Genomic DNA, 24,017 nt, shown 5'->3' on the forward strand with positions numbered 1-24,017 from the left:
CCCGAGAGGGCTGGGGTGAGGAACCACGTGAAATTATCCTCACCCTAACCCTCTCCCTGAGGGAGAGGGGAGGTGTCTCCCGGATGCGCTTCGCTTATCCGGGACCAGGGTTACGCTTTCAGCAGCGCCAGCACTTCTTCAACGCTGTTGGTATTTGCCAGACGCTCGATAACGGTTTCATCATCCAGTGCGTTGGTCAGGCTGGTAATCACCTGAATGTGCTCGTTATTGCGCGCAGCGATACCGATAACCAGACGGGCGATGTCATCCTCTTCTTCACCGAAACGCACGCCTTGCGGGTACTGGCAGAATACTACGCCGGTTTTCAGCACGCGATCTTTCGCTTCAACGGTGCCGTGCGGTACCGCGATGGACTCACCCAGGTAAGTCGGGGTCAGTTTTTCGCGTTCCAGCATCGCTTCAACGTATTCCGGCTGAACATAACCGCCTTTCACCAGTTGTTCGCCGGCAAAACGGATAGCTTCTTCTTTGTTACTGGCTGTACGACCCAGGAACACATTGTCTGCGCCCAGCTTGAACAGGTTGCTGTCGCCAGCGTCAAAGCTATCCTGCAAGCTGGTCTGAACCTTTACGCTGTTGTCCACGTGGCGCTGTGCGGCAACCAGGCGTTCAGTCAGGTTGGTGTACAGGCCGCTGTCCAGGAAGTTGGTCAGCGAAATGTGCTGTGCCTGAGGAGCCTGACGCATAGCGCGCTCGGTCAGGTCACGGTGCGTAATCACCAGGTCAACGTCAGACGGCAGGCTGTTGATAGCGCTGTTGGTCACAGAGATGTTGGTCAGACCGGCATCCTGAACTTTCTTACGCAGCACACCGGCACCCATTGCGCTGGAGCCCATACCGGCATCACACGCAACGATGATTTTACGAACGTGGCTCAGGTCGTTGGTCACGTCGCCAGCGGCCAGCGGGGTAGCGCCTTTAGACTGTGCTTTCATGTCCTGTACACGACGGGTAGCCGCTTCGATATCGTCATCTTCTTCTTTCACTTTGCTGGTTTTCAGCAGAATCGCGGAGATAACGAAGGAGACGATCAACGCAGCAAAGATAGCCACGAGGTTCGCGAAGTAAGTGCCTTTCGGCGTCATTGCCAGTACGGCCAGGATGGAACCCGGAGAAGCCGGAGAAACCAGGCCGCCGTTCAGCACGCTCAGCGTGAACACGCCAGTCATACCGCCGAGGATTACCGCCAGCAGCAGACGTGGGTTCATCAGCACGTACGGGAAGTAAATTTCGTGGATACCGCCCAGGAAGTGGATGATAGCCGCGCCGCCAGCAGACTGACGAGCACTACCACGACCAAAGAACATGTACGCCAGCAGAACGCCCATCCCCGGACCCGGGTTGGCTTCGATCAGGAAGAAGATAGACTTGCCGAGGTCATGAGACTGCTGAATACCCAACGGCGAGAAGATACCGTGGTTGATGGCGTTGTTGAGGAACAGGATTTTCGCCGGTTCAACAAAGATAGACGCCAGCGGCAGCATGTCGTGCGCCACCATGAAGTTAACGCCAGCAGCCAGGCCTTTGGACAGAACTTCAACCGCAGGGCCGATGCCTTTAAACGCCAGCAGTGCCAGAATCATACCGATGATGCCAGCGGAGAAGTTATTCACCAGCATTTCGAAACCGGATTTGATCTTACCGTCTACAGCGGCGTCGAATTTCTTGATGCACAGACCGCCCAGAGGACCGGCAACCATTGCACCAAGGAACATCGGCATATCAGCACCGACGATAACACCCATGGTGGTGATTGCACCTACCACACCACCACGATCGCCACCCACCAGACGACCACCGGTAAAACCGATCAGCAGCGGCAGCAGGAAAGTAATCATTGGGCCGACGAGTTTCGCCAGCGTTTCGTTTGGTAACCATCCTGTAGGAATAAACAATGCGGTAATAATACCCCACGCGATAAACGCGCCGATATTGGGCATTACCATGTTGCTGAGGAAGCGACCAAAGCTTTGCACTCTGATCTTGATATCGGATGACATAAAACACCCCTTCTTATGTTTGCTATCTCACAGGCCGGAAGCCCGAGGTTTTGTTGTTAACGTGGCGGCAGAGGTAGCCGGACCCATGATCTGTGCTGCGAAATCTCGCACCGAATCGATGAACTGTCCAGATGGTGCTAATTTGTGTGATAAAGATCACGTTAATGCAGGGGGTATACCATCCAATGAAGTGATCTTCGTCACAAAAATTATGTGTAAAAAAAGAACAAAGGCTAAAATTTCACCGCCATGCGCCTGTTAATGTGATGTTAATCACAATTGTTAGCGGTGAGTTTGTTGTTTGTTTGTGATCTAAATCACAAGATATTTTTGCCAGGAGTTTTCCGAGTGTGATCGCTCGCAAACTGTGGTTTTTCCTGGCCTGAGCCACTGTAATTCCCTTTCACTTTTCGCGTGGCTGCGAAGGCAAGACGTAACGCACTATAGTCAGAGCAGTTTTCACATTTATGAAATGGTCAGCGCGCGCTTTGGTCGGGTAGTACATACTTACTGTTTTGTTGGCGAAGAGGAGAAGGCAATGAAACTTATCGGCAGCTATACCAGCCCTTTTGTACGAAAAATATCGGTCATCCTGCTTGAGAAGGGCATCACCTTCGAATTTGTGAATGAACAACCCTACAACGCTATCAACGGCGTGGCGCATTACAACCCGTTGGGAAAAGTACCGGCCCTGGTAACCGATGACGGTGAAGTGTGGTACGACTCGCCGATCATTGCCGAATATATCGACCTGTTGGGTATCGCTCCGGCCATGCTGCCTGCCGATCCCAAAGCCGCGCTGAAAATTCGTCAGATTGAAGCGCTGGCGGACGGTATCATGGATGCGGCGCTGGTTTCCGTGCGTGAGCAGGCGCGTCCGGTGGCCCAGCAATCGGAAACGGAGCTCTTACGCCAGCGCGAAAAAATCAATCGCGGTCTCGACACCCTGGAGAGCTATATCAACGAAGGGGCATTACGCGTTGATGAGATGAACCTCGCCACTATCGCCATTGCCTGCGCCATTAGCTATCTCAATTTCCGCCGTGTCTCCCCTGGCTGGTGTGTGGATCGTCCGCAATTGGTTAAAATGGTGGAAAATCTCTTTCAGCGTGAAAGCTTTGCGCGCACAGAACCGCCAAAGGATTGACGCCCGTTATGTCAGGCTGAACCAAGTCGCTGTACAATCCCCCTCATGTCGAATCCCTCTCCCATCGGGAGGGGGCAACCCTCAGCCAGGCCATTTCATGACAACGGAAAATCACTCGCTTTACAGCCAGATCCCCTCAACCGATCGCCTGTTACGTGATGAGGCGTTCACTCTGTTACTGACCGAATTTGGGCACAACCGTGTGGCGCAGACGCTGCGTCAGTTGCAGGACGAAGCCCGTGATGACATCCGCCAGCGCCAGGCACTGCCCGTCTGGTGTAATGACTGGGCACAGGCAACGTACCAGCGCTTGTGGGATGAAAATGCCAGCGCGCTGCGCCCGGTTATCAACCTGACGGGCACCGTGTTACACACCAATCTTGGGCGCGCGTTACAGGCGCAAGCGGCGATCGACGCCGTCGCGCAGGTGATGCGTTCACCCGTGACGCTGGAGTATTCGCTGGATGACGCCGGGCGCGGCCACCGCGACCAGGCGCTCGCCGATATCCTCTGCCGCCTGACGGGCGCGGAGGATGCCTGCATCGTCAATAACAATGCAGCGGCGGTTCTTCTGATGCTGGCGGCAACGGCCAGTGGTAAAGAGGTGGTGGTCTCCCGTGGCGAGCTGGTGGAGATCGGCGGCGCGTTTCGCATTCCGGATGTCATGCGCCAGGCGGGCTGCTTTCTGCATGAAGTCGGCACCACCAATCGCACCCATGCGAAAGATTATCGTGAGGCGGTCAACGACAATACCGCGCTGCTGATGAAGGTTCATACCAGCAACTATCACATTGAAGGCTTTACCAAAACGGTAGACGAAGCGGAGCTGGTGACGCTCGGTGATGAGTTAAATGTGCCGGTGATTGCGGATTTGGGCAGCGGCTCGCTGGTGGATTTAAGTCTCTATGGTTTGCCAAAAGAGCCGATGCCGCAGGAACTGATTGCCGCAGGCGTGAGTCTGGTGAGTTTTTCCGGCGATAAACTGCTTGGCGGCCCGCAGGCGGGCATCATTGTGGGAAAAAAAGCGCTGATCGCGCAGTTGCAGCGCCACCCGCTCAAGCGTGCGCTGCGGGCAGATAAAATGACGCTGGCGGCACTGGAAGCGACGCTGCGTCTGTATCTGCACCCGGAAAAGCTGCGGGACAATTTACCCACCCTGCGTTTGCTGACGCGAAAACCAGACGAGATTCGCCAGCAAGCGTTGCGCCTTGCCGGGGTACTTGCCGACCATTACGATGCGTTCGACCTGCGTGTGGAAGCGTGTTTATCGCAAATCGGCAGCGGTTCCCTGCCGGTGGACAGGCTGCCCAGCGCCGCGCTGACTTTTACCCCGCGTGACGGCAGCGGGCGTCGCCTGGAAGCGCTCGCGGCATCCTGGCGTAACCTGCCAGAGCCGGTGCTGGGGCGGATCTCTGATGGCCGCTTATGGCTGGATTTACGCTGTCTTGAGAATGAACCCCGATTTCTGGAGATGTTGTTGAAATGATTATTGCCACCGCCGGGCACGTCGACCACGGCAAAACGACATTACTACAGGCCATTACCGGCGTGAATGCTGACCGTTTGCCGGAAGAGAAAGCGCGCGGTATGACCATCGATCTTGGCTATGCCTACTGGCCGCAGCCTGATGGCAGCGTGCCAGGCTTTATTGATGTGCCGGGCCACGAGAAGTTTCTGTCCAATATGCTCGCAGGTGTGGGCGGTATCGACCATGCGCTGCTGGTGGTGGCCTGCGACGATGGCGTGATGGCGCAAACCCGCGAGCATCTGGCTATTTTGCAACTCACCGGTAACCCGGCGCTGACTGTTGCGCTGACCAAAGCCGATCGCGTGGATGAGGCGCGTATTGATGCCGTCCGCCACGAGGTACTGGCGACGTTAAACGACTTTGGCTGGAAAGAGGCGGCGCTGTTTGTGACGGCGGCAACCGAAGCGCGTGGCATTGACGAACTGCGAGCGCACCTGCTGCAACTGCCTGCGCGTGCGCATCCGCAGCATCAACGTTTTCGCCTGGCACTCGACCGGGCGTTTACGGTGAAAGGGGCGGGGCTGGTGGTGACCGGAACCGCGCTGTCGGGTGAAGTGCGCGTGGGCGATACGCTGTGGCTCACCGGGGTGAATAAGCCGATGCGCGTGCGCGGATTGCATGCCCAAAATCAGCCGACCGAGCGGGCGTATGCCGGGCAACGCATCGCCCTGAATATCGCCGGTGATGCGGAAAAAGAGGCCCTGACCCGTGGGGACTGGCTGCTTTCCGTCACGCCGCCCGAACCTTCGGAGCGTGTCATTGTGGCGCTGCAAACCCATACGCCGTTGACCCAGTGGCAGCCGCTGCATATTCACCACGCTGCGAGTCATATCACCGGGCGCGTATCATTGCTGGATAACAACCTGGCGGAGCTGGTGCTCGATACGCCGTTATGGCTGGCAGACAACGACAGACTGGTGCTGCGGGACATTTCCGCGCGTGAAACGCTGGCAGGCGCGCGCGTGGTGGCGTTGCACCCACCGCGTCGCGGCAAGCGCAAACCGGAGTATCAGCAGTGGCTTGGCGCACTGGCGGCAACAGAAAGCGATGCGCAGGCGCTGGCCGTGCATCTGCAACGCGGGGCGGTGAACCTTCCGGCCTTTGCCTGGGCGCGGCAGTTGAACGATGCCGGGCTTGAGGCGTTGGTGAGCGAACCTGGGTTTATTCGTGCGGGAGACAACCTGCTCAGTGCGCCCGTGGCCGCAGGCTGGCAGCGTAAATTGCTGGCGACGCTTGCCCAATATCACGATCAGCATGCGGATGAACCCGGTCCTGGACGCGAGCGTTTACGGCGTATGGCCCTGCCGATGGAAGATGAAGCGCTGGTGCTGACGCTGATTGAGCAGATGCGCGACAGCGGCGAGATCCACAGCCACCACGGCTGGCTGCATCTGCCGGATCATAAAGCGGGCTTTACCGACGAGCAGGCCGCCATCTGGCAGCGTGCCGAACCGTTGTTCGGCGACGAACCCTGGTGGGTACGTGATTTAGCGCGTGAGACGGGCGCGGATGAGCAGGCGATGCGCAGCGTGTTGCGCCAGGCGGCACAACAGGGGCTGATAACGGCGATCGTCAAAGATCGTTATTACCGCAACGATCGGATTGTCGCTTTCGCGAGTATGATCCGCGACCGCGATCCGATTCACGGTTCGACCAGCGCAGCGGATTTCCGCGACACCCTTAACGTCGGGCGTAAGCTGGCGATTCAGATCCTGGAATACTTCGACCGCATCGGTTTTACCCGCCGTCGCGGCAATGACCACGTGCTGCGCGATAAAGCGCTGTTTACGAAATAGCCTGCCCCCCGGTGGCGCTACGCTTACCGGGCTACGGGGATTGTAAAGGGGAACGCGGTGTTCCCCTTTACCCGTTCACGTGTTCAGGAGGTCCATTTCGCCATAAACATAAAGGGAACGGAACCCACCTTCCGAGCCGCATATTCCCCTCACCCCAACCCTCTCCCCGGGGGATAGGGAGAAAACCGGGTGTAGCCCGGATAAGGCGTTTGCGCCGCCATCCGGGGTTACGACCGGGTGGGGAACAGACTGAATGACAGGGAATATTCGCCATTCCTCCGGTCCCCGATCCCGATTGTCTATACTCGATAAAACAACACGGGAGGAAAATATGGCCACACATCACCAGTCCGATGACCAACACACCAAAGATGTTAAAGACGCGCCAAACAAACAGGGGGAAATCCCTCGTAAGCGCGATGACAGCAAGGACGACCAGAAAGACCCTTTTAAAGCGAGCTAAAGGCAAACATATGTAGCCGCAATGACCGGACACACAGAGTCTGCTAGCATAGCGGCCTGCAACTACTCAGAGATAACACCGTGACCGCCTTTTCAACCTTAAATGCTTTGCCCGCTGAACTCCTCGCCAACCTTGATGAGCTGGGTTATCACTCCATGACCCCGGTCCAGGCGGCGGCATTGCCGGCGATCCTTGAAGGCAAAGACGTGCGCGTACAGGCGCAGACCGGCAGCGGCAAAACCGCCGCTTTTGGCTTAGGCTTGCTGCAGCACATCGATGCCAGCCAGTTTGTGACCCAATCTCTGGTACTATGCCCAACGCGTGAGCTGGCCGACCAGGTCGCCAAAGAGCTTCGTCGTCTGGCGCGTTATCTGCCCAACATTAAAATTCTGACCTTGTGCGGCGGTGTGCCCTTTGGTGCACAGCGCGATTCGCTCCAGCATGCGCCGCATATCATCGTCGCCACGCCGGGTCGTCTGCTGGATCATCTGGAAAAAGCCACCGTCACCCTGGACGCCCTGAAAACGCTGGTCCTGGATGAAGCCGATCGCATGCTCGATATGGGCTTTAGCGACGCCATTGACGCCATCCTGCGTCATGCGCCGGAACGTCGTCAGACTCTGCTCTTTTCCGCCACCTGGCCTGCGGCTATTGCGGCCATCAGTACCCGTTTCCAGCGCGATCCGCAAACCATTGAAATCGACTCGGTCGAAACCTTACCGGCGGTGGAACAGCACTTCTATGAAGTCTCGCGCCGGGAAAAAATTCCGCTGCTGCTGAGTCTGTTAAGCAAGCATCAGCCAGCTTCCTGCGTGGTGTTCTGCAACACCAAAAAAGATTGCCAGGAAGTGTGCGATGCGCTGAATGAGCGTAACCAGAGCGCGCTGGCGCTGCATGGCGATATGGAACAGCGTGACCGCGACCAGACGCTGGTGCGCTTTGCCAACGGCAGTAGCCGTGTTCTGGTGGCTACCGACGTCGCCGCGCGCGGGCTGGATATCAAAGCGCTGGAAATGGTCATCAACTACGAGCTGTCCTGGGACCCGGAAGTGCACGTACACCGCATTGGCCGTACCGCGCGTGCCGGGCAGAGCGGTATGGCGCTTAGCCTGTGCGCACCGGAAGAAGCGCAGCGTGCGGCTATTCTCGGTGAAATGCTGGCTATTTCGCTCGACTGGCAATCCCCGGTTATCAGCAACAACATCAAGCCGCTGGAAGCGGAGATGGCGACCCTGTGCATCGATGGCGGTAAGAAAGCCAAAATGCGCCCCGGTGATATTCTGGGCGCACTGACCGGTGATATTGGCCTGGATGGCGCGGATATCGGCAAGATTGATATGCACCCGATGCATGCCTATGTTGCCGTGCGTCAGTCCGTGGCAAAACAGGCCTGGAAGCAACTCCAGCAGGGCAAAATCAAAGGCAAAGCCTGCCGGGTGCGTCTGCTCAAGTAAGACGGTGAACGGTAACCCGGATAAGGCGTTACGCCGACATCCGGGACATTCCGGCGATTACGGCATCCGGTTACCTTTCCTCGTTAACCCAAATCCGCATCTCCCCTTCGCCGCGATTTGCCCAGGAAAACCACGGAATAAAGGTCAGCGTCTGCGCCTGACGTTCGCCTGGCGTTTTGTCATAACGCCACAGAGCCTGCTGCCCCGCGTCAGCCGCTGTTTGCTTATAGCCCTGCGCCTGAATCAGCATTTTATGGGCGAAAATGCCCTTACCCTCAAAAACGGTGAATGTCGCCTGCGGTGAGAGCCACAGATTATGCAGCTCTTCCCCGTTGTCCGCCTGCTCCAGGCAGTAAACCAGCGGCCCGCGCTGAATCGCCACTTTACCCGCCACATGACGCAGCAGCGGATTGCCATAAACCCGGCGTACCGGCATTGGCAGGGTGAGCGTCAGGGTATCGCCCTCCTGCCAGCGGCGCTGAATATGCAAATAGCCTTTACGGATATCGCTGGCCACCTCCGCGCCGTTCAGCGTGATGTGCGGATCGGCGCACCAGTCCGGCAGACGCAGCGCCAGCGTGTGGTCAACCGCCTGCGGCGACTCGATGGTAATGGTGACCTGCTCCTGCCACGGATAGTTGCCGCTGACCCGCAGCCGCAGCGCCTGGCCGCCCACCGGGATCTCCACGCTATTGCCAACGTAGAGGTTGATATAAAGCGCATCTTCGCGCGGAGTGTAGAGATAATGGCCGAGCGAGGTGAGCACGCGGGCGATATTCGGGGGGCAGCAGGCACAGCCAAACCAGCGCTGACGAACCGGTTTCACATGGTCATAGATATGGTTGAATTTCAGTGACTTCGGGTGCACTTCCAGCGGGTTAACGTAGAAGAAGTGCTTCCCGTCCAGTGCCATGCCGCCGAGCACCGTATTGTAGAGCGCACGCTCCATCACATCGGCGTACTGGCTGTCGGCCTCCATCTCCAGCATTCTGCGGGCGAACATCATCAGCCCAATGGAGGCACAGCTTTCGGCATACACCGTATCGTTGGGTAGATCGTAATCGCTGCTGAACGCCTCGCCGCTGCTCTGCGAGCCGATGCCGCCGGTGATGTAAAGCTGGCGCTGCGCCATATTGTTCCATAGCCGCAGGCAATCCTGACGCTTCCCTTCGTCCTGGCTTAAGCGCGCCAGGTGGGCCACGCCGGTCATCAGGTAGACGAAGCGTACCGCGTGGCCGATAGCCGTTTGCTGTTCGGCTAACGGCTGGTGTGCCTGACTGTAGGCTTTGTCTTTGACCATCCACGCCGGGCCGTAGGTATGCCAGTAAGAGGTCCGCCCGCGCTTTTCATATTCGACATCGTAGAAATGCGGCTGTGTGCCACGCTGCTCAACAAAGTAATTTACCAGCGCCAGATAGCGGGGCTGCTGAGTAACTTCGTACAAACGCATTAGCGCCAGTTCGATCTCCGGATGCCCTGGATAGCCGTGCAACTGCTGTTCACCGGGGCCGAAGACCGAATCGATATGATCCGCCAGGCGGCAGACCACCTCCAGCAGACGGCGTTTCCCGGTGCCCTGAAAATAAGCCACGCCCGCCTCAATCATATGCCCGGCGCAATAGAGCTCATGGCATTCGGCCAGGTTGGTCCAACGGTCCTGCGGCGCTTTGACCGTGAAATAGGTGTTGAGGTAACCATCGTCACACTGGGCTGCGGCGACCAGCTCGATCACCTCATCAGCGGTCTTCTCCAGTTCCGCATCCGGCTTCTGGCACAGTGACCAGGCCACCGCTTCCAGCCACTTGGCGACGTCGCTGTCCTGAAAGACCATGCCGTAAAACTCCCCCTCCTGCAGCCCGGCGGCGATACGAAAGTTTTCAATCGCATGGCTGGGGTCGGCTTCGGCGATACGGTCATTCAGCGCATCCCACTGGTAGGGAATAACAACCTCGCGCACCAGTTGTTGATACTGGCCGAGAAACGCATCGCTGACTTTCAGTTTGTGCAGATCGACTTCCATTACAGACTCCTTAAGACTGAACATGACGCTGGCGCAGATCGGTGGCAATACGCGCCATCATGGGATTGTTGAGCTTGCAGGCGCGGATAGCGAACGCCAGCAGCAGGTGGAACAGGGCAGGCAGCAGCGTCTCCATTGCGGTGATGCCTTGTAACGAAGCGGGTGTCTGATTTCCTGCGCCGGGCTGATAGGCGACGAAAACGAACACCAGGCTGATGATGACGGCGCTGGACGCCCACGCGAGCTTGATGCAGAAGAGGTTGAAGGCGAAGTTCATACCGGACGAACGCACGCCGGTCTTCCACTCGCCGTAATCATCGGCGAAGGCCATCAGTGAGAAGTGCAACGGCAGGGTAAAGCCGAGGATCACGCCATTACCCAGAATGACCGCCAGCCACAGGGTCTGCCAGGCCGGTCCGGTAGGCAGGAGCCACATCATCACCGATAGCGCGGCCAGCACGAGGTTGGTGTAGTAGTAGAATTTCACCGTGTCGAAGCGTTTCGACAACGGGTTAACCAGCACCGAGCCAAGAATCGAGGCAAAGGTCACCATGGTGAAAAATAGCGAGGTATAACCGGTGCTGCCTTGCAGTACATAGGTGATGAAGTACATGTAGCCGCCGCCGCGAATGTTGAACACATTGATCAGCAGGAAAGACATCAGCAGCATCAGTAACAACTGGTCGTTTTTACGCAGCCCCGCCAGATGTTCACGCAGGGTGAATTTACCCATCGTCGACAGCGGCACCCGTTCGCGCACCCAGAAGAAACAGCACAGGAACATCACCACGGCGATGGCGCACAGCACGCCGACACCGAGCTGATAACCCTGCGCGGCATTCCCTTTACCCAGCGAGGAGACCAGCCACGGCAGGCCTACTGAGACCAGAAAACCCGCCACGCCACAGAGCACAAAACGCCAGGACTGGCAGGAGATCACTTCGCTGTGGCGCGTGGTCATCGTATTGATTAGCGCGCAGTAGGGCACGTTGATGGCGGTATAACCCACAGAAAGCAGAAGATAAGTGCCAAACGCCCAGGCAATTTTCACGTTCATGCTGGCATCGGGGACGGTGAAGGTCAGCACACCGATAATGCCGATAGGCAGGGCAATCCATAGCTGCCAGGGGCGAAAACGGCCCCAGCGACTTTGGGTGCGGTCAGCGATGATCCCCATTACCGGGTCGGATATGGCATCGAATACACGTAATGCCATAAACAGTGTGCCGACCAATGCCGGGGTTAAGCCAAAAATATCGGTATAAAAAAAGGTCAGGAAATTCATGATTAAGCAGGTAATTACCGTTCCGCCTGCGTCACCCAACCCATAGCCTATTTTTTCACGTACGGATAATTTATCGTCCAGCGCTTTTTGCGCTGAATCGGTATTGGAAATTAATGTTGAAGTCATGGAAAACGCCTCACGGATATTCCAAAAGTAACCCGCTTATTTGCAGATTTTGTTGTGTAGTTTGCAAAGTACGTTATTTATTTTGCATTGAATTGACCACACAACAAGGGAAGGGAAAAGTACAAAAAGATGACGATTCCGACCTGATGCGCAAAGTGTGATTTTGATCCGGCGCGGGGCTTATATTTCGTTAATAATCAAAAACAAGATGCAGTGTAATGGCTCTCCTGTAGCGAGAATTGACATATTTATGCTTGAATTATCCATAATATTTCCGCTTCGTGTGCAAAATGGCGGCTTATTTATCTCGCGCGGTGTGGGAAGCCATCCGTCACGGACTCTGCATTCCTGGGAGGTGATTTTCGTCGAAAAGGGGACATTAACGATCCGCGAAGAAGAGAAACTCTTTACGGTTAATGCCGGCGAAACACTTTTACTCTGGCCGCAACGACGACATGTTGGCGTAGGGGAATTTCCGGCAGATCTTAAATTCTACTGGCTGCATTTTGAATTAACGGCTGCGGTGGAAAAAACAGGACAAAACAGTGTGCTTATGTTGCCGCAACATACAGCTTTAAATGATCCGCAATATATGACGGCATTATTTCGCCAGTTTTTACATGAGCAGGAAAATGTCCATCGCAGCGTGGCAATGGAATGTATTTTGCTGCTGATTCTGCAACAAATATCGGCCTCTGCGCTCAGCGAGCGTGCCGTGGATAATCCAGGAATGGCGCTCGCCTGGAAAGCCCGGCAAATGATTGGTACGCAATTTCATCTGCCGATTTCGGCCTCGACGCTGGCAAAAGAGCTGCACTGCAACGCTGACTACCTGGGGCGGGTGTACCGGCGCGCCTTTAGTCTGACGCTGACCGAAGCCATTCATCGCCAGCGGGTACGGGCGGCGGAAAAATTACTGATCAGCGACTCGTTATCGTTAAAAGAGGTGGCGGGGCAGTGTGGGTTTCATGATGTGGGCTATTTCCGGCAGATTTTTCGCAAACACACCGGGCTGACGCCCGCCGCATGGAAGCGGCGGTATTGTAAGGAGCATATTAATTCGGGGTGAATGTTTTGATGTGGTGCGGTCTGATGCCCTCACCCCGGCCCTCTCCCACAGGGAGAGGGAGAAACCGTAACCCTCACCCTGGCCCAGTAAACCGGTGCTAAGGTGCAACCGGGCTCGATCGGTTCCCTCTCCCACAGGGAGAGGGAGAAACCGGAGCGCTCACCCCGGCCCAGCAAACCGGTGCTAAGGTGCAACCGGGCTCGATCGGTTCCCTCTCCTTTGGGGAGAGGGTTAGGGTGAGGGGTCCAGACCGCAGAAAACTTACTGCCCGTAGTAGGCGTTCGCGCCGTGCTTACGCAGATAGTGCTTATCCAACAATTCAGACTGCATATCCGGCAACTGCGGCGCCAGTTGACGGGAGAACAGGCCCATATAGGCGCACTCTTCCAGCACCACCGCGTTGTGCACCGCATCCGCCGCGTTTTTGCCCCAGGCAAACGGCCCGTGGGAATGGACCAGCACGGCCGGAACCTGCATCGGGTTCAGGTCGCGCGCTTCAAAGGTCTTGATGATCACTTCGCCGGTTTCGTATTCGTACTCGCCGTTGATTTCCTCGGTGGTCATCAGGCGCGTGCAGGGAATGGTGCCGTAGAAGTAGTCCGCGTGCGTGGTACCCCAGGCGGGCAGATCCAGACCCGCCTGCGACCAGATCGTCGCGTGGCGGGAGTGGGTATGCACAATGCCGCCAATCTCCGGGAAACGACGATACAGCGCCAGGTGCGTTGGCGTATCAGAAGAGGGCTTTTTACTGCCGTCGACCACGTTGCCAGTGGCGATATCCACCACCACCATATCCTCGGCTTTCATCACGTCGTACTCCACGCCGGACGGTTTAATTACCATCAGTTTGCGGGTTTCATCGACGGCGCTGACGTTTCCCCAGGTAAAGGTGACAAGCCCGTGTGCGGGTAGCGCCAGGTTTGCCGCCAGCACCTCGGCTTTCAGTTGCTCTAACATACGAATCCTCCTTCCTGCATACGGGCTTCAATCCAGCGACGGGCCTGGATGATCTCCAGCACTGGCTCTTTGGCTTTTTCGGTCCACATCTCAATCAGAAATGCGCCGCGATAATTCAGGTTCTGCAACGTGCTGAACACATTGACGAAATCCACACAGCCTTCGCCAAACGGCACATCACGGAACTGACCAGGGCTGGTTTCGGTGACGGGCTGCGTGTCTTTCAGGTGAATAGCTGCGATACGGTCGATACCGAGCGCCAGCTCTGCCGGTACGTCGTTACCCCAGGCGCTGAGGTTGCCCACGTCCGGGTAGACGGTGAACCACGGTGAAGCGAGCATCTCGTCCCATTTTTTCCATTTGGTAATAGAGTTCATAAACGCGGTATCCATGATCTCCACCGCCAGCATGACCTGTGCGCCTGCGGCCTGCTCAACGGCCCACGCCAGCCCTTCGGCGAAACGCTGCTGGGTGCCTGCGTCATGCTCTTCGTAATAGACGTCGTAGCCCGCAAGCTGAATGGTGCGGATACCTAAGTCGCGCGCCAGTTTGATGGCTTTGGTCATGATGTCGCGGGCACGTTCGCGCACGGTTTCATCGCGGCTGCCGAACGGGAAGCGACGATGGGCGGAAAGGCACATCGACGGAATCGACACATTGGTTTCCAGCATCGCTTCCACTAACGAGGCGCGCTGGGCGGTGGTCCATTCGAGTCGCGAGAGGCGCTCGTCGGTTTCGTCGACGGACATTTCCACGAAGTCGAATCCGCAGCTTTTAGCCAGAACCAGACGCTCCGGCCAGGATAAGTCTTTCGGTAACGCTTTTTCATAAATACCTAACGGATGGTTGCGCATGTTTACGCTCCCCAGATGTCGTGGATGCGGGCGTGGAATTCTTCGGCGACCTGCTGCGGATTCGCCGCACCAGACAGCGCGCGTCCGGCAATGAACGCCTTCACATTGATCTCTTTAAATAACGGCAAATCGGCAGGGGTGATGCCGCCGGTAATGGAGAGTTCGAGACCAATATCGGACAGCGCTTTCATGCGTGCCAGGTCCGCTTCACCCCACTGCTGGCCGCTCGCCTGCGCGTCACGACCACGGTGGTAAATGGCCTGACGCACCCCGGTGTTGTACCAGTCGCGGGCATCGTCGAAGGTCCAGTTACCAAACAACTCAATCTGAATTTCTCCCCCGCGTGCGGCGGCAACGGCATGGCCTTTTTCGATGGTAGCCAGCGGTGCGGCACAGATAATAGTCATCCAGTTTGCACCTGCGTCCAGCGCCTGCTGGGCCAGAGTTTCACCGGCATCGGCCACCTTCCAGTCGGCAACGATGATTTTCTCCGGGCACTGTGCACGTAAGGCGCGCACGGCATTTAACCCTTCACTGAGGCAGAGGATGGTGCCCGCTTCCACGATATCGACGTGATCTTTTAGCAACGCAACGTCGCGCTGGGCGGCGACAAGGCTGGTGTGGTCGAGCGCCAGTTGCAGTAGTGGTCGGCTCATAAAGAGTGCTCCTTAATACGGGCATGAAAGCCCTGAAGTGCTTCAATTAAAATCTGGTAACGGTGATATTTGCGCTGGTAGGCCGCATGGGCGTTCATGTCCGGCGTCAGGGTGTGCATCTCGTAGTTGAGCGTCTGCTGGGCATCGCTAAAGTTCTGATAGACGCCGGTGCCGACCAGTGCGGCGATGGCCGCGCCAAAGCAGCCGGTCTCTTCCACCTGCGGCAACTCAACGGGCAGGCCGCTGACATCTGCGAGCATCTGCATCCAGATTCTGGAATGGGCCGGGCCGCCGGTGACGCGCAGAGCGCGCACGTCGGTAAAGCGCTCGCGCATGCGGTTGAGGTGCGTCATATGGCTGAACACCACCCCTTCGTAGACCGCCTGCAACAAGTGCGCGCGGGTATGCAGCGCCTGCATGCCATAAAAGCCGCTGGTCATATCCAGCCCGGCGTTGCTGCCATACAGGAAAGGTAAGAAGAAGACCTCGCTGGCGGCTTTCGGCAGGCTGTCGACGAGCTGATTGATCTCAGAAAAGCTGATATCGCCCCACTGCGCGGTCAGCCATTCCAGGTTGCCGGACGAGGTGGGGCTGGCTTCGTGCACGATGTATTGCCCGTCATTGACGTAGCGGCCATACACATAGGGATGCGCTTCGTTGTCGCGCAGGCCTTCGGCAATACCGCTGGTGACAGCCCAGGTGCCCATCACGGCATTGAGCGTGTATTCGTCTTTCAGACCGGCGCAGATCGCGGTGGAAACCACATCAAACAGACCGCCCACAACGGGTGTTCCCGCTGCGAGACCGGTAATGGCGGCTGCCTGAGCGGTGATTTCCCCGCTGATTTCTGCAGAACCCACAATCGGCGGCAACGCGGGGTCTATCTCGCTAATGCCCAGCCATTGTGTCAGGCAGGGGTCATACTGCCCGGTGGTCATATGGTAGAGGTTGGATTCAGAGATATTGCTCTCTTCACACCCCTTTACGCCGGTCAGACACCAGCGCAGGTAGTCGTGGCCCATCATCACGCAGCCAATCTGTGCGTAACGTTGCGGCTCGTTTTCTTTTACCCAGCGCAGCAGCGAGGCCGGGTGCCCGGTCCACAGGGTCTGGCGCGTTAACGGGTAGAGCTTTTGCGGAATGCCGTCCTGCTGCCAGCGCTTGACGATTTCCATGGCGCGGCGGTCGGAAGAGAGGATCGCGGTGCCCAGCGGCTGGTCATTTTTATCAAGCAAAAACAGTCCCTTACCCTGAGCGGAGATGCCCACGCCCTTAATGTTTTCACCGCCAATGCCGGTACGTCGCAACAGGCGGGAGATGGTCGCCGCGCAGTGCTGCCACAGTTCCGCCATGTCGCGCTCCGCCCAGCCCGGATACGGGCTAAGAGTGCGGACGGACTGGCGTTCAATAGCAAATTCTTTACCCTGGCTGTTGTACAGTCCTGCTTTCAGATAAGTACCGCCACAATCGATACCCAGCCAGAAGGTCTCTTTTTCACTCATCTTTTTGTCCTGTTTTTTCACCCTCTCCCCGTGGGAGAGGGCTGGGGTGAGGGCATCAGACCGCACCTGTTTTTTCACCCTCTCCCCGTGGGAGAGGGATGGGGTGAGGGCATCAGACCGCACGTTTGGCCGTATTCGTCGCGCCCACGCTTGAGCTGTTGGCATCACACTTCGCCGGCAGCAGCAGCGCCATCAGCGCGGCAATCGCCAGAGACACCGCCAGGCAGTAGACGCCCGCATCCTTGCTGTACATGGTGATCAGCACACCCACGGCATACGGACCGCAGAAGCCACCCAGGTTACCCAGGGCGTTAATCACGCCGCGTGCGCCACCGGCCATTTCCGCGCTGAACAGACGAGCAGGAATGGTCCAGAACACCCCGGCAGCGGACTGCAGGAAGAAGCCACAGCCAACCAGTGCGGCATACGACAGCCAGATGCTCTCTTTCAGGGTGACGGAGAGGAACATGCAGGTGGCGAAGCCAATCAGCGGCAGGGAGACGAACAGCTTGCGTTTACCGGTACGGTCGGACAGAGAAGAGAACAGGAACATCCCGGCGATAGCGCCAACGTAAGGTAGAATGGCAAGCATCCCGACCTGGCCCATGCTGGTGTGGGTCAACTCTTTGAGGATGGTGGGCAGCCACAGGGTGTAGCCGTAAATCCCGGTTTGATAGAAGAAGTTCAGGGCAATTAACTGCCACATGGTACGGTCAGACAACACCGCGCCCAGCGAGGCATTAACCACGGTTTTACCCGCAATGGCACGCTGCTCAGCGGCCAGGGTTTCCACAAGATATTTCTTTTCGGCTTCGCTAATCCAACGGGCTTCCTGCGGACGGTCATACACGGTCAGCGCCCACAGCACCAGAACAACCAGTGACAGCAGACCTTCGATGATGAACAGCCAGCGCCAGTCGAGTGCGGTAATGATCCAGCCGGAGAGCGGGGCGGTGATGATCCCGGCAATCGGGACGAACATAATGACGATGGCATTTGCGCGACCACGTTCGGCATCCGGGAACCAGTTGCTGATCATGGTGAGTACCACAGGCAGCATGCCGCCTTCCGCCACACCGAGCAGGAAACGCAGTGCTAACAGTTGATATTGGTTGGTGACAATACCGGTAAGCACAGAGATGACCGCCCAGGCGACCAGTGACCAGCCGATGAATTTTTTACCGCTGCCGTGCACGGCGATTTTCCCGCCCGGTACCTGCAAGAAGAGGTAACCGAGGAAGAAAATACCGCCAGCCAAACCTGCCATGGTGGCGGTAATGCCTAAATCCTTGTCCATCCCGCCAGGCATTGCGAATGCGATATTCACGCGGTCCATATAAGAAATAATACACGCGATAAGAATAGGGGGAATAATTCTTAACCAGCGTTGGCGCGGAATATCCGCAGATGTAGCGTAAGAGGAAGTGTTCATATTAATCTCTCGTTAAAAGTAACAGGCCTTGCGATTAAATTGACGCTTTATATTTATTGTCTGGCTTTGTTTAACGCGGTAATGCCATCGCGTAATATGGCTATGCGATGATTCGCATCAGCATTAGCATCAATTTCCAGTAACTTAATACCGGCAAACTGTAATTTTGCTGTGTCAGCCACATTAAATAATTCTTTAGCACTTTCTACCGTGAGCAGGCTTTCCGGGCAGAAAGGGGCGAAAGGCGTATGCAGGTCAGTCCATTCACCATACGGCCCTTCGGTGGCGGTGCCGGAGAACATCAGCGCCCCCAGTTTTCCTGCGGCTTTCACCGCCTGAGTATGTTCCAGCGGCAGGGTGGTATTACGCCCTTCAATCGCGGAACGCGCCCAGTTAATGCATACATCAATGTTGTAACCGGCGAGGGTATCCAGCACGTTTTCCAGTGGCAGGAAACCTTTGCGCGGTGCGGGCTTGTTCATGGCGTCGCAGTGTTCCAGTACGAGCGAGCATGACCAGTCCCAACTGGCGATTTCTTTGATGGAGCGGGCAAACGCATCGGTTGCCTGTGCCACATCAGCGTTACCGCCCAGCGGGGCAGCCTGCAGTTCCAGCGATATCACTTTATTGGCGAAGCGCTGGTTTATCCCATTGATTTTGTTAAGCAAATGACGATGGAACTCGACGCATGCCCGACGTTGTTCTTCATCGCTGGAGGCCAGACCGAAGGCCAGATTGCCGCCGCTGCGACGACGCATGGTCTCCGGGATCGCGGTGACCACAATCTGCCATTCGCCCGGCGTGTGCCGGAACAGCCACTCATCGCCATAAGCGTGCAGGTTTTCGTGGCACGGCTGCTCCAGACCGCGAATGTGCGGCGTATCCGCGAGTAAACGCCAGAATTCCTTCTCTTCCTGTTCGCTTTTTTGGTGAAACGAAGGCGCACAGGGGTATGCGCCGATAATATAACCGGCGTCATTCGTTTTCATGTTTCGCTCCTTTTATTTATCAGGTATCGATAAATAAATAACGGATTAATTCAATGCGGAAACCGCAACTTTAACGACTATTTTTCTGATCGCTGTTTCTCTGTGTTTATTACAGGCAGGACGATGGACATCCTGCGGAAAAAATATGGCGTAATTCCCTGGCACCATTTCAATCAACGATTCGTTTTCACTGTCGTGATAGAAAATAATATCGCGCTGCTCAAGTAATTCTTCGCTCACCACGTTATTACCGGTATCAATGGCGACACCGATTTGTTCTTCGCCGGAATATAAATACTGAATATCCAGATAACGGCGATGCACTTCCGGGCGCAGCTCATCGTGAGGGCGAGTGGTCAGGTCGAGGATCTGCGCGTAAATCGTGCGCCCCTCAATTTCCACCACGCCCGGCTCCAGCTTGCTGAAATCCGTGGTGCGCAGGAATTCCAGTGCCTTTTCAATCGCTGCCGGATACCGGCAGGCGTTGGGTTGAGAAATATGTCCATAAATCATGATGATAATCCTTACAGCGACTTGATTTTCGCCCACACGCTGTCGTCAACGGTGATACCGTTGCGGCGGTTTTCTTCCAGCAGACGCGTAAATTCATGGCCCGGCAGACGCACAGGGACATTTTCATCGGCACGTTCAGCGGTCGTGATGTAATCCATGATGCGTTGCAGCTTGGCATCACGGGTGGCACCGTCGATCAGTTTGTCCACTTCGATGGCGATAAAGACCTGCGAAATGTTGAACTCGTCGCTGTTGTCTTCGGTGACGGCGGCCACGGAAGAACCATCGGACAGCAGGGTGGCAATCATATCCAGCACGATAGAGAGGCCAGAACCTTTCCAGTAGCCCATCGGCAGAATGCGGCGGTTTTTCTCAATCGGCGCCGGGTCTTTGGTCAGCTTACCTTCGTCGTCGAAGCCACCCTCAACCGGCAACTGGCGGCCCGCCAGGCGGTTCACTTCCAGCATGCCGTAGGAGAACATCGACATGGACATATCCACCATGGTGATCGGCGTGGACGGAATGGCAACGATCAGCGGGTTAGTCCCGATACGGCACTCTTTCGCGCCCCACGGCGGCATAACGGCGATGGAGTTGGTCCAGCAAATACCGATGTAGCCTTTCTCCGCTGCCTGCCAGCCGTAGCTGCCGCCGCGCATCCAGTGGTTAGCGTTACGTACCGCCACCAGGCCGATACCGTGGTCGGAGGCCAGTTCAATCGCGCGGTCCATCATCTTTTTCGCGGTCAGGTTGCCGATAGAACGCTGGGCATCCCACTGTTCAATCGCCCCCAGCGACGTGATGCGTTTTGGCAGCGCATCCGGAATGATGTCGCCATTTTCCAGTTGCTGGATAAAGCGCGGGAAACGGTTTACGCCGTGTGAATAGACCCCTGACTCGGTGGTGCGGGCAAACATCTCCGCACAGGCATCGGCGGTTTCTGCCGCCACACCGCGTGCCAGCAGGACACGGTTAAACTCATTTTTAAGATCAGAAAAACTCAATAACATACGCTTTCTCCATCACATCTTCGTTTTACATAGTGGAATGACATTCCACTAAACTATGTTGGGTTGTGAAAACGCGCCGGCAGGGCCGGTGCGCTTCGGTATTAATCCTGTTTATCCCTGAATACGGGAGGGGGCGATGGTCACCCGGTAAAGCGATGTGGTCGCGGTAATAAACAGTGTATTTCCGTCAGGCCCACCAAACGTGCAATTAGAGACGCGCTCAGGGACGGGAATCGTTTCCAGCAGCGTCCCCTGCGGCGAGAAAATCAAAACGCCGGTCTCGCAACTACAGAAAATATTCCCCGCCGGGTCAACGCAAAAGCCATCCGGAATACCCGGAGCAACCTGGGTGACCACGTGAGAAAATACCGCGCTATCGCCGTCGAGACGGTAGGCGCGAATTTCCCGGCGGCCCTGCGTCGGAAAATCAATAATCGACATATCCGCCACGTAGAGCCATTTATCATCCGGCGAGAAGGCCAGCCCGTTAGGGCGCTGAGTATCGCTGATGGCGATCGTCGCCCGGTTGTTCGCTTCATCAAAACGATAGACGTAGCAGCCGATGACCTGGCTTGCCGCGCGATAACCCTCTTCGTCGCCGACGATGCCGTAGGGTGGGTCGGTAAACCAAATCGACCCGTCCTGACGCACTGCGATATCGTTGGGCGAGTTGAAACGCAGCCCGTCGATTTTGTCCACCAGCAGGGTGTGATTTCCCTGCTTATCTGTCCGGCTGATACCGCGACGGCCATGTTCGCAGGTTAACAAACGTCCTTCGTTATCCAGCGCGTTGCCGTTGGCAAAGTGGGACTCAGCGCGAAACACGCTGACGCCGTTTTGCGCACTCCAGCGGTACATCTTGTTGCCCTTCACATCGCTGAAAATCACGCTCTGCTGTTCTGCCAGCCACACCGGGCCTTCCGCCCAGATGGCCGGAGAACACAGGCGTTCAAAACTGCCCGCGACGGCTAACATCTCACTTCACTCCCCAGATGGCTTTGTAGTGATCGCGATACTGGTTACCCGGGTCGAATTCATTGTTCTGGCCGCCATCGGCGCTGATGTTTTCTTTGGTGACCAGGTGCGCCGGGGTGACATAGCCAGAAGGTTGTTTACCGGCGAAGGCGCGGTTGAACTCATCCAGTAACTGCCAGCCGTGCAGTTTCAGCGGCTCTGGCACGGTCGCGACTTGCGCTTTGCCATCGCGTACGCGCTGGTAGGCGGTAACGGAACCGTCGCCAGCCGAAATGTTGTACGGCGGCTTGCCATCCGTGCCTTTACCCGCGGTTTGCAGGGCCGGGGCCATAAAGTCGAAGTACAGGTCGTTGATGGCCAAAGAGTATTCGAACTTATCACCATATTTTTGCATCAGGCTGTAGGTCATGCCCGGCATGCGGTTAGAGGTGTCGGCAAGCGGGGTATCGATAAATTCAACCACCTGGCAGCCGCTGCATTGCTCAATCACTTTCTTCATCGCGTTGGCTTTATCCAGAGCGATTTGGTAGAGCGAATCGGTGAAAATCAGCACCTTTGCCGTGCCGTTGGATTTCGCGACGGCGTAGAGTGCCGCCATGCGTGACACTTCGTTAGAGTCGGAGGTCACGTTGTAGAAAATGTTGTAAGCCGGAACCGGACCCGGCGCCGGAACAGCGTGCCATGCGGTCAGTACAATGCCCTCTTTCACCGCTTTTTTGAGCGGGATTTTGGCGACGTTCGGGTTCCAGCCACCAATCACGATACCGTCCGGTTTGCGGGCAATCGCCTGGTTCAGCGCCGCCAGTTGGTCTTTTACCGAACCTGCACCGTCCAGCACGTCGAGTTGCCAGCCCGCGATTTTTGCCGCTTCTTCAAGCCCCTCTTTAACGCCCAGCACGCCGCCGTTTTTCATGTCAGACGCGATGAAGATAATCTTTTTGTTCGGCTGTAACGCCGGGCCCTGCGTTGGGCCATCCCACACGGTGACAGGCGCGGTTGCTTTGGCAATCGCCGCCTGCGCCTGCTGAACATAGCTGTCATCGGCCAGGGCGAAACCGCTTGCCATCATCAACCCGGCAGCCAGACAGCACTGAACTATTTTGTTATACATTTTCAGTTCCTTACGCGAGAGTCATTGGGTAACAGAGGAGCCCGGTGCGGTCGTTTGAGCACGCTGCACCAGTTTTTTATTTAATGCCCGGCGGCGCTGTGCATAACCGGCCAGGGTAATCGACAACAGTAGCGTCGCACCGTTAAACAGCGGTTCGACCCAGAATGCGCCGCCAAACTGCTGAATCCCGGCGATACCGATCGCCAGTACCGCAATCCCGACCACCGTGCCCCAGACGTTCACGCGCCCCGGACGAATAGTGGTACTGCCAAGGAACGCCCCCACAAGGGCAGGCAGCAGATAGTCCATGCCGACGCTGGCCTGGCCCACGCCCTGCTCGGCGGCAATGATCACCCCGGTAAACCCGGTTAAGGTGCTGGAGGCGATAAAGGCGCCGATGGTGTAACGGTTAACGGCGATGCCGTTGAGCGCAGCCGCGACCGGGTTACCGCCCACCGCATACATGCAGCGACCAATCGGGGTGTGTTCGGTGATGATCCACAGCACCACGGCGGCAAACAGGACATAAAAAGCCACCACCGGAATGCCAAACAGGTCTGAATGGTGCAGGGCAATAAAGGCGTCCGGTAAGTCGCCGACAATCTGCCGTCCGCCGGAGTGCCAGAGCGCGATGGCGTAGAGCACGGTGCCGGAGCCGAGCGTAGCCACGAAGCTATCGATGTCGGCCAGCGCCACCAGAATGCCGTTCAGCAGGCCATACAGCGCGGAGAGCGCCAGCACGATGGCCACGGCCACCGGCCAGGAAAAGCCATATTCCACCTGCAACGTGATGGCGAGGATGTGCCAGAGCACGATGCCAAAGCCGACGTTAAGATCAATTTTCCCGACAATCATCGGGATGGTCGCCGCCAGCGCCAGCAGGGCGATTTTCGATTTACTGTCGAGAATGGCCTGTAAGGTCAGCAGTGAAGCGAATGAGGGCGTCGTCAGCGAAAAAACGATAACCAGTACCACGCAGATAACGGGCAGGCCGTAACGGGTGGTTAATTGTCCAAGCCAGGCGGCGGCACCGTGTTCATGAAGCGATACGCGTGATTCCAGGGCCGTCGATTTCATTGATGTTTTAGCCATAACTAACGCACTCCGAC

General features: G+C 56.7%; 20 protein-coding genes. 6 read left to right on the top strand and 14 right to left on the bottom strand.

Annotation, left to right across the window (positions count from 1 at the left end):
* Positions 1 to 110 precede the first annotated feature (110 nt).
* Complete coding sequence (locus tag MRY16398_RS00770; RefSeq protein WP_039080145.1) at positions 111 to 2,021, bottom strand: PTS mannitol transporter subunit IICBA; 1,911 nt, start codon at positions 2,019 to 2,021, stop codon at positions 111 to 113.
* 538 nt (positions 2,022 to 2,559) lie between these two features.
* Here MRY16398_RS00770 and MRY16398_RS00775 point away from each other — a divergent pair.
* The 5 genes from MRY16398_RS00775 (at position 2,560) to dbpA (ending at position 8,409) form a co-directional block, all read left to right on the top strand.
* A complete protein-coding gene (locus tag MRY16398_RS00775; protein ID WP_039080146.1) occupies positions 2,560 to 3,168 on the top strand; it encodes a glutathione S-transferase in 609 nt (202 codons plus the stop codon).
* Between the two features lie 97 nt (positions 3,169 to 3,265).
* A complete protein-coding gene (selA, locus tag MRY16398_RS00780) occupies positions 3,266 to 4,654 on the top strand; it encodes an L-seryl-tRNA(Sec) selenium transferase (RefSeq protein WP_071195062.1) in 1,389 nt (462 codons plus the stop codon).
* The gene (selB, locus tag MRY16398_RS00785) at positions 4,651 to 6,492 is read left to right on the top strand and encodes a selenocysteine-specific translation elongation factor (protein WP_110296563.1); all 1,842 of its coding nucleotides are present in this window, start codon (positions 4,651 to 4,653) and stop codon (positions 6,490 to 6,492) included. The genes selA and selB overlap by 4 nt, the downstream gene beginning before the upstream one ends.
* A gap of 331 nt (positions 6,493 to 6,823) precedes the next feature.
* Positions 6,824 to 6,955, top strand: a complete 132-nt coding sequence (locus tag MRY16398_RS30830) for a hypothetical protein (protein ID WP_223878750.1) — start codon at positions 6,824 to 6,826, stop codon at positions 6,953 to 6,955.
* 80 nt (positions 6,956 to 7,035) lie between these two features.
* Positions 7,036 to 8,409 (top strand): ATP-dependent RNA helicase DbpA, encoded by a 1,374-nt coding sequence (gene dbpA, locus MRY16398_RS00790; RefSeq protein ID WP_110296447.1) that lies wholly within the window; start codon positions 7,036 to 7,038, stop codon positions 8,407 to 8,409.
* 70 nt (positions 8,410 to 8,479) lie between these two features.
* Here the strand turns inward: dbpA and MRY16398_RS00795 are convergent, their stop codons facing one another.
* Complete coding sequence (locus tag MRY16398_RS00795) at positions 8,480 to 10,453, bottom strand: glycoside hydrolase family 127 protein (protein ID WP_125123724.1); 1,974 nt, start codon at positions 10,451 to 10,453, stop codon at positions 8,480 to 8,482.
* Positions 10,440 to 11,840: an MFS transporter gene (locus tag MRY16398_RS00800; RefSeq protein WP_039080151.1), complete on the bottom strand. Its 1,401-nt coding sequence runs from the start codon at positions 11,838 to 11,840 to the stop codon at positions 10,440 to 10,442. Before MRY16398_RS00800 ends, MRY16398_RS00795 begins: the two co-directional genes overlap by 14 nt.
* A 250-nt stretch (positions 11,841 to 12,090) precedes the next feature.
* On the opposite strand from MRY16398_RS00800, the gene MRY16398_RS00805 reads away from it, so the two are divergent.
* Positions 12,091 to 12,909 (top strand): AraC family transcriptional regulator, encoded by an 819-nt coding sequence (locus tag MRY16398_RS00805; RefSeq protein WP_125123725.1) that lies wholly within the window; start codon positions 12,091 to 12,093, stop codon positions 12,907 to 12,909.
* Positions 12,910 to 13,170: 261 nt separating this feature from the next.
* Here the strand turns inward: MRY16398_RS00805 and araD are convergent, their stop codons facing one another.
* The 11 genes from araD to MRY16398_RS00860 form a co-directional block, all read right to left on the bottom strand.
* A complete protein-coding gene (gene araD, locus MRY16398_RS00810; protein ID WP_039080153.1) occupies positions 13,171 to 13,866 on the bottom strand; it encodes an L-ribulose-5-phosphate 4-epimerase in 696 nt (231 codons plus the stop codon).
* On the bottom strand, positions 13,860 to 14,720 hold the full coding sequence (locus tag MRY16398_RS00815) for an L-ribulose-5-phosphate 3-epimerase (protein ID WP_039080154.1): 861 nt from the start codon (positions 14,718 to 14,720) through the stop codon (positions 13,860 to 13,862). Before MRY16398_RS00815 ends, araD begins: the two co-directional genes overlap by 7 nt.
* 2 nt (positions 14,721 to 14,722) lie before the next feature.
* Positions 14,723 to 15,376, bottom strand: a complete 654-nt coding sequence (ulaD, locus tag MRY16398_RS00820; protein WP_039080155.1) for a 3-keto-L-gulonate-6-phosphate decarboxylase UlaD — start codon at positions 15,374 to 15,376, stop codon at positions 14,723 to 14,725.
* A complete protein-coding gene (locus MRY16398_RS00825) occupies positions 15,373 to 16,878 on the bottom strand; it encodes an FGGY-family carbohydrate kinase (protein ID WP_125123726.1) in 1,506 nt (501 codons plus the stop codon). Before MRY16398_RS00825 ends, ulaD begins: the two co-directional genes overlap by 4 nt.
* 112 nt (positions 16,879 to 16,990) lie before the next feature.
* The gene (locus MRY16398_RS00830; protein WP_039080157.1) at positions 16,991 to 18,310 is read right to left on the bottom strand and encodes an MFS transporter; all 1,320 of its coding nucleotides are present in this window, start codon (positions 18,308 to 18,310) and stop codon (positions 16,991 to 16,993) included.
* A 53-nt stretch (positions 18,311 to 18,363) separates the two neighbouring features.
* On the bottom strand, positions 18,364 to 19,299 hold the full coding sequence (locus tag MRY16398_RS00835; RefSeq protein ID WP_071195057.1) for a DUF4862 family protein: 936 nt from the start codon (positions 19,297 to 19,299) through the stop codon (positions 18,364 to 18,366).
* A gap of 45 nt (positions 19,300 to 19,344) precedes the next feature.
* The gene (locus tag MRY16398_RS00840) at positions 19,345 to 19,812 is read right to left on the bottom strand and encodes a YhcH/YjgK/YiaL family protein (protein ID WP_039080159.1); all 468 of its coding nucleotides are present in this window, start codon (positions 19,810 to 19,812) and stop codon (positions 19,345 to 19,347) included.
* An 11-nt stretch (positions 19,813 to 19,823) separates the two neighbouring features.
* On the bottom strand, positions 19,824 to 20,822 hold the full coding sequence (gene yiaK / locus MRY16398_RS00845; RefSeq protein WP_039080160.1) for a 3-dehydro-L-gulonate 2-dehydrogenase: 999 nt from the start codon (positions 20,820 to 20,822) through the stop codon (positions 19,824 to 19,826).
* Positions 20,823 to 20,933: 111 nt separating this feature from the next.
* A complete protein-coding gene (locus MRY16398_RS00850) occupies positions 20,934 to 21,797 on the bottom strand; it encodes an SMP-30/gluconolactonase/LRE family protein (RefSeq protein ID WP_079496910.1) in 864 nt (287 codons plus the stop codon).
* Position 21,798: 1 nt separating this feature from the next.
* The gene (locus MRY16398_RS00855) at positions 21,799 to 22,866 is read right to left on the bottom strand and encodes an ABC transporter substrate-binding protein (protein ID WP_223878814.1); all 1,068 of its coding nucleotides are present in this window, start codon (positions 22,864 to 22,866) and stop codon (positions 21,799 to 21,801) included.
* 63 nt (positions 22,867 to 22,929) lie between these two features.
* Positions 22,930 to 24,000 carry an ABC transporter permease gene (locus MRY16398_RS00860; protein WP_071195054.1) on the bottom strand — a complete coding sequence of 357 codons (1,071 nt, stop codon included), beginning with the start codon at positions 23,998 to 24,000 and terminating at the stop codon, positions 22,930 to 22,932.
* Between the last annotated feature and the right edge of the window lie 17 nt (positions 24,001 to 24,017).

Source organism: Phytobacter sp. MRY16-398 (assembly GCF_003925915.1).
GTDB lineage: Bacteria > Pseudomonadota > Gammaproteobacteria > Enterobacterales > Enterobacteriaceae > Phytobacter > Phytobacter diazotrophicus.

Bases quoted from the DNA above. Each gene is read 5' to 3' on its own strand.
- MRY16398_RS00770 (WP_039080145.1), bottom strand. From the start codon at position 2,021: ATGTCATCCGATATCAAGATCAGAGTGCAAAGCTTTGGTCGCTTCCTC.
- MRY16398_RS00775 (WP_039080146.1), top strand. From the start codon at position 2,560: ATGAAACTTATCGGCAGCTATACCAGCCCTTTTGTACGAAAAATATCG.
- selA (WP_071195062.1), top strand. From the start codon at position 3,266: ATGACAACGGAAAATCACTCGCTTTACAGCCAGATCCCCTCAACCGAT.
- selB (WP_110296563.1), top strand. From the start codon at position 4,651: ATGATTATTGCCACCGCCGGGCACGTCGACCACGGCAAAACGACATTA.
- MRY16398_RS30830 (WP_223878750.1), top strand. From the start codon at position 6,824: ATGGCCACACATCACCAGTCCGATGACCAACACACCAAAGATGTTAAA.
- MRY16398_RS00795 (WP_125123724.1), bottom strand. From the start codon at position 10,453: ATGTTCAGTCTTAAGGAGTCTGTAATGGAAGTCGATCTGCACAAACTG.
- MRY16398_RS00800 (WP_039080151.1), bottom strand. From the start codon at position 11,840: ATGACTTCAACATTAATTTCCAATACCGATTCAGCGCAAAAAGCGCTG.
- MRY16398_RS00805 (WP_125123725.1), top strand. From the start codon at position 12,091: ATGCTTGAATTATCCATAATATTTCCGCTTCGTGTGCAAAATGGCGGC.
- araD (WP_039080153.1), bottom strand. From the start codon at position 13,866: ATGTTAGAGCAACTGAAAGCCGAGGTGCTGGCGGCAAACCTGGCGCTA.
- MRY16398_RS00815 (WP_039080154.1), bottom strand. From the start codon at position 14,720: ATGCGCAACCATCCGTTAGGTATTTATGAAAAAGCGTTACCGAAAGAC.
- ulaD (WP_039080155.1), bottom strand. From the start codon at position 15,376: ATGAGCCGACCACTACTGCAACTGGCGCTCGACCACACCAGCCTTGTC.
- MRY16398_RS00825 (WP_125123726.1), bottom strand. From the start codon at position 16,878: ATGAGTGAAAAAGAGACCTTCTGGCTGGGTATCGATTGTGGCGGTACT.
- MRY16398_RS00830 (WP_039080157.1), bottom strand. From the start codon at position 18,310: ATGAACACTTCCTCTTACGCTACATCTGCGGATATTCCGCGCCAACGC.
- MRY16398_RS00835 (WP_071195057.1), bottom strand. From the start codon at position 19,299: ATGAAAACGAATGACGCCGGTTATATTATCGGCGCATACCCCTGTGCG.
- MRY16398_RS00840 (WP_039080159.1), bottom strand. From the start codon at position 19,812: ATGATTTATGGACATATTTCTCAACCCAACGCCTGCCGGTATCCGGCA.
- yiaK (WP_039080160.1), bottom strand. From the start codon at position 20,822: ATGTTATTGAGTTTTTCTGATCTTAAAAATGAGTTTAACCGTGTCCTG.
- MRY16398_RS00850 (WP_079496910.1), bottom strand. From the start codon at position 21,797: ATGTTAGCCGTCGCGGGCAGTTTTGAACGCCTGTGTTCTCCGGCCATC.
- MRY16398_RS00855 (WP_223878814.1), bottom strand. From the start codon at position 22,866: ATGATGGCAAGCGGTTTCGCCCTGGCCGATGACAGCTATGTTCAGCAG.
- MRY16398_RS00860 (WP_071195054.1), bottom strand. From the start codon at position 24,000: ATGGCTAAAACATCAATGAAATCGACGGCCCTGGAATCACGCGTATCG.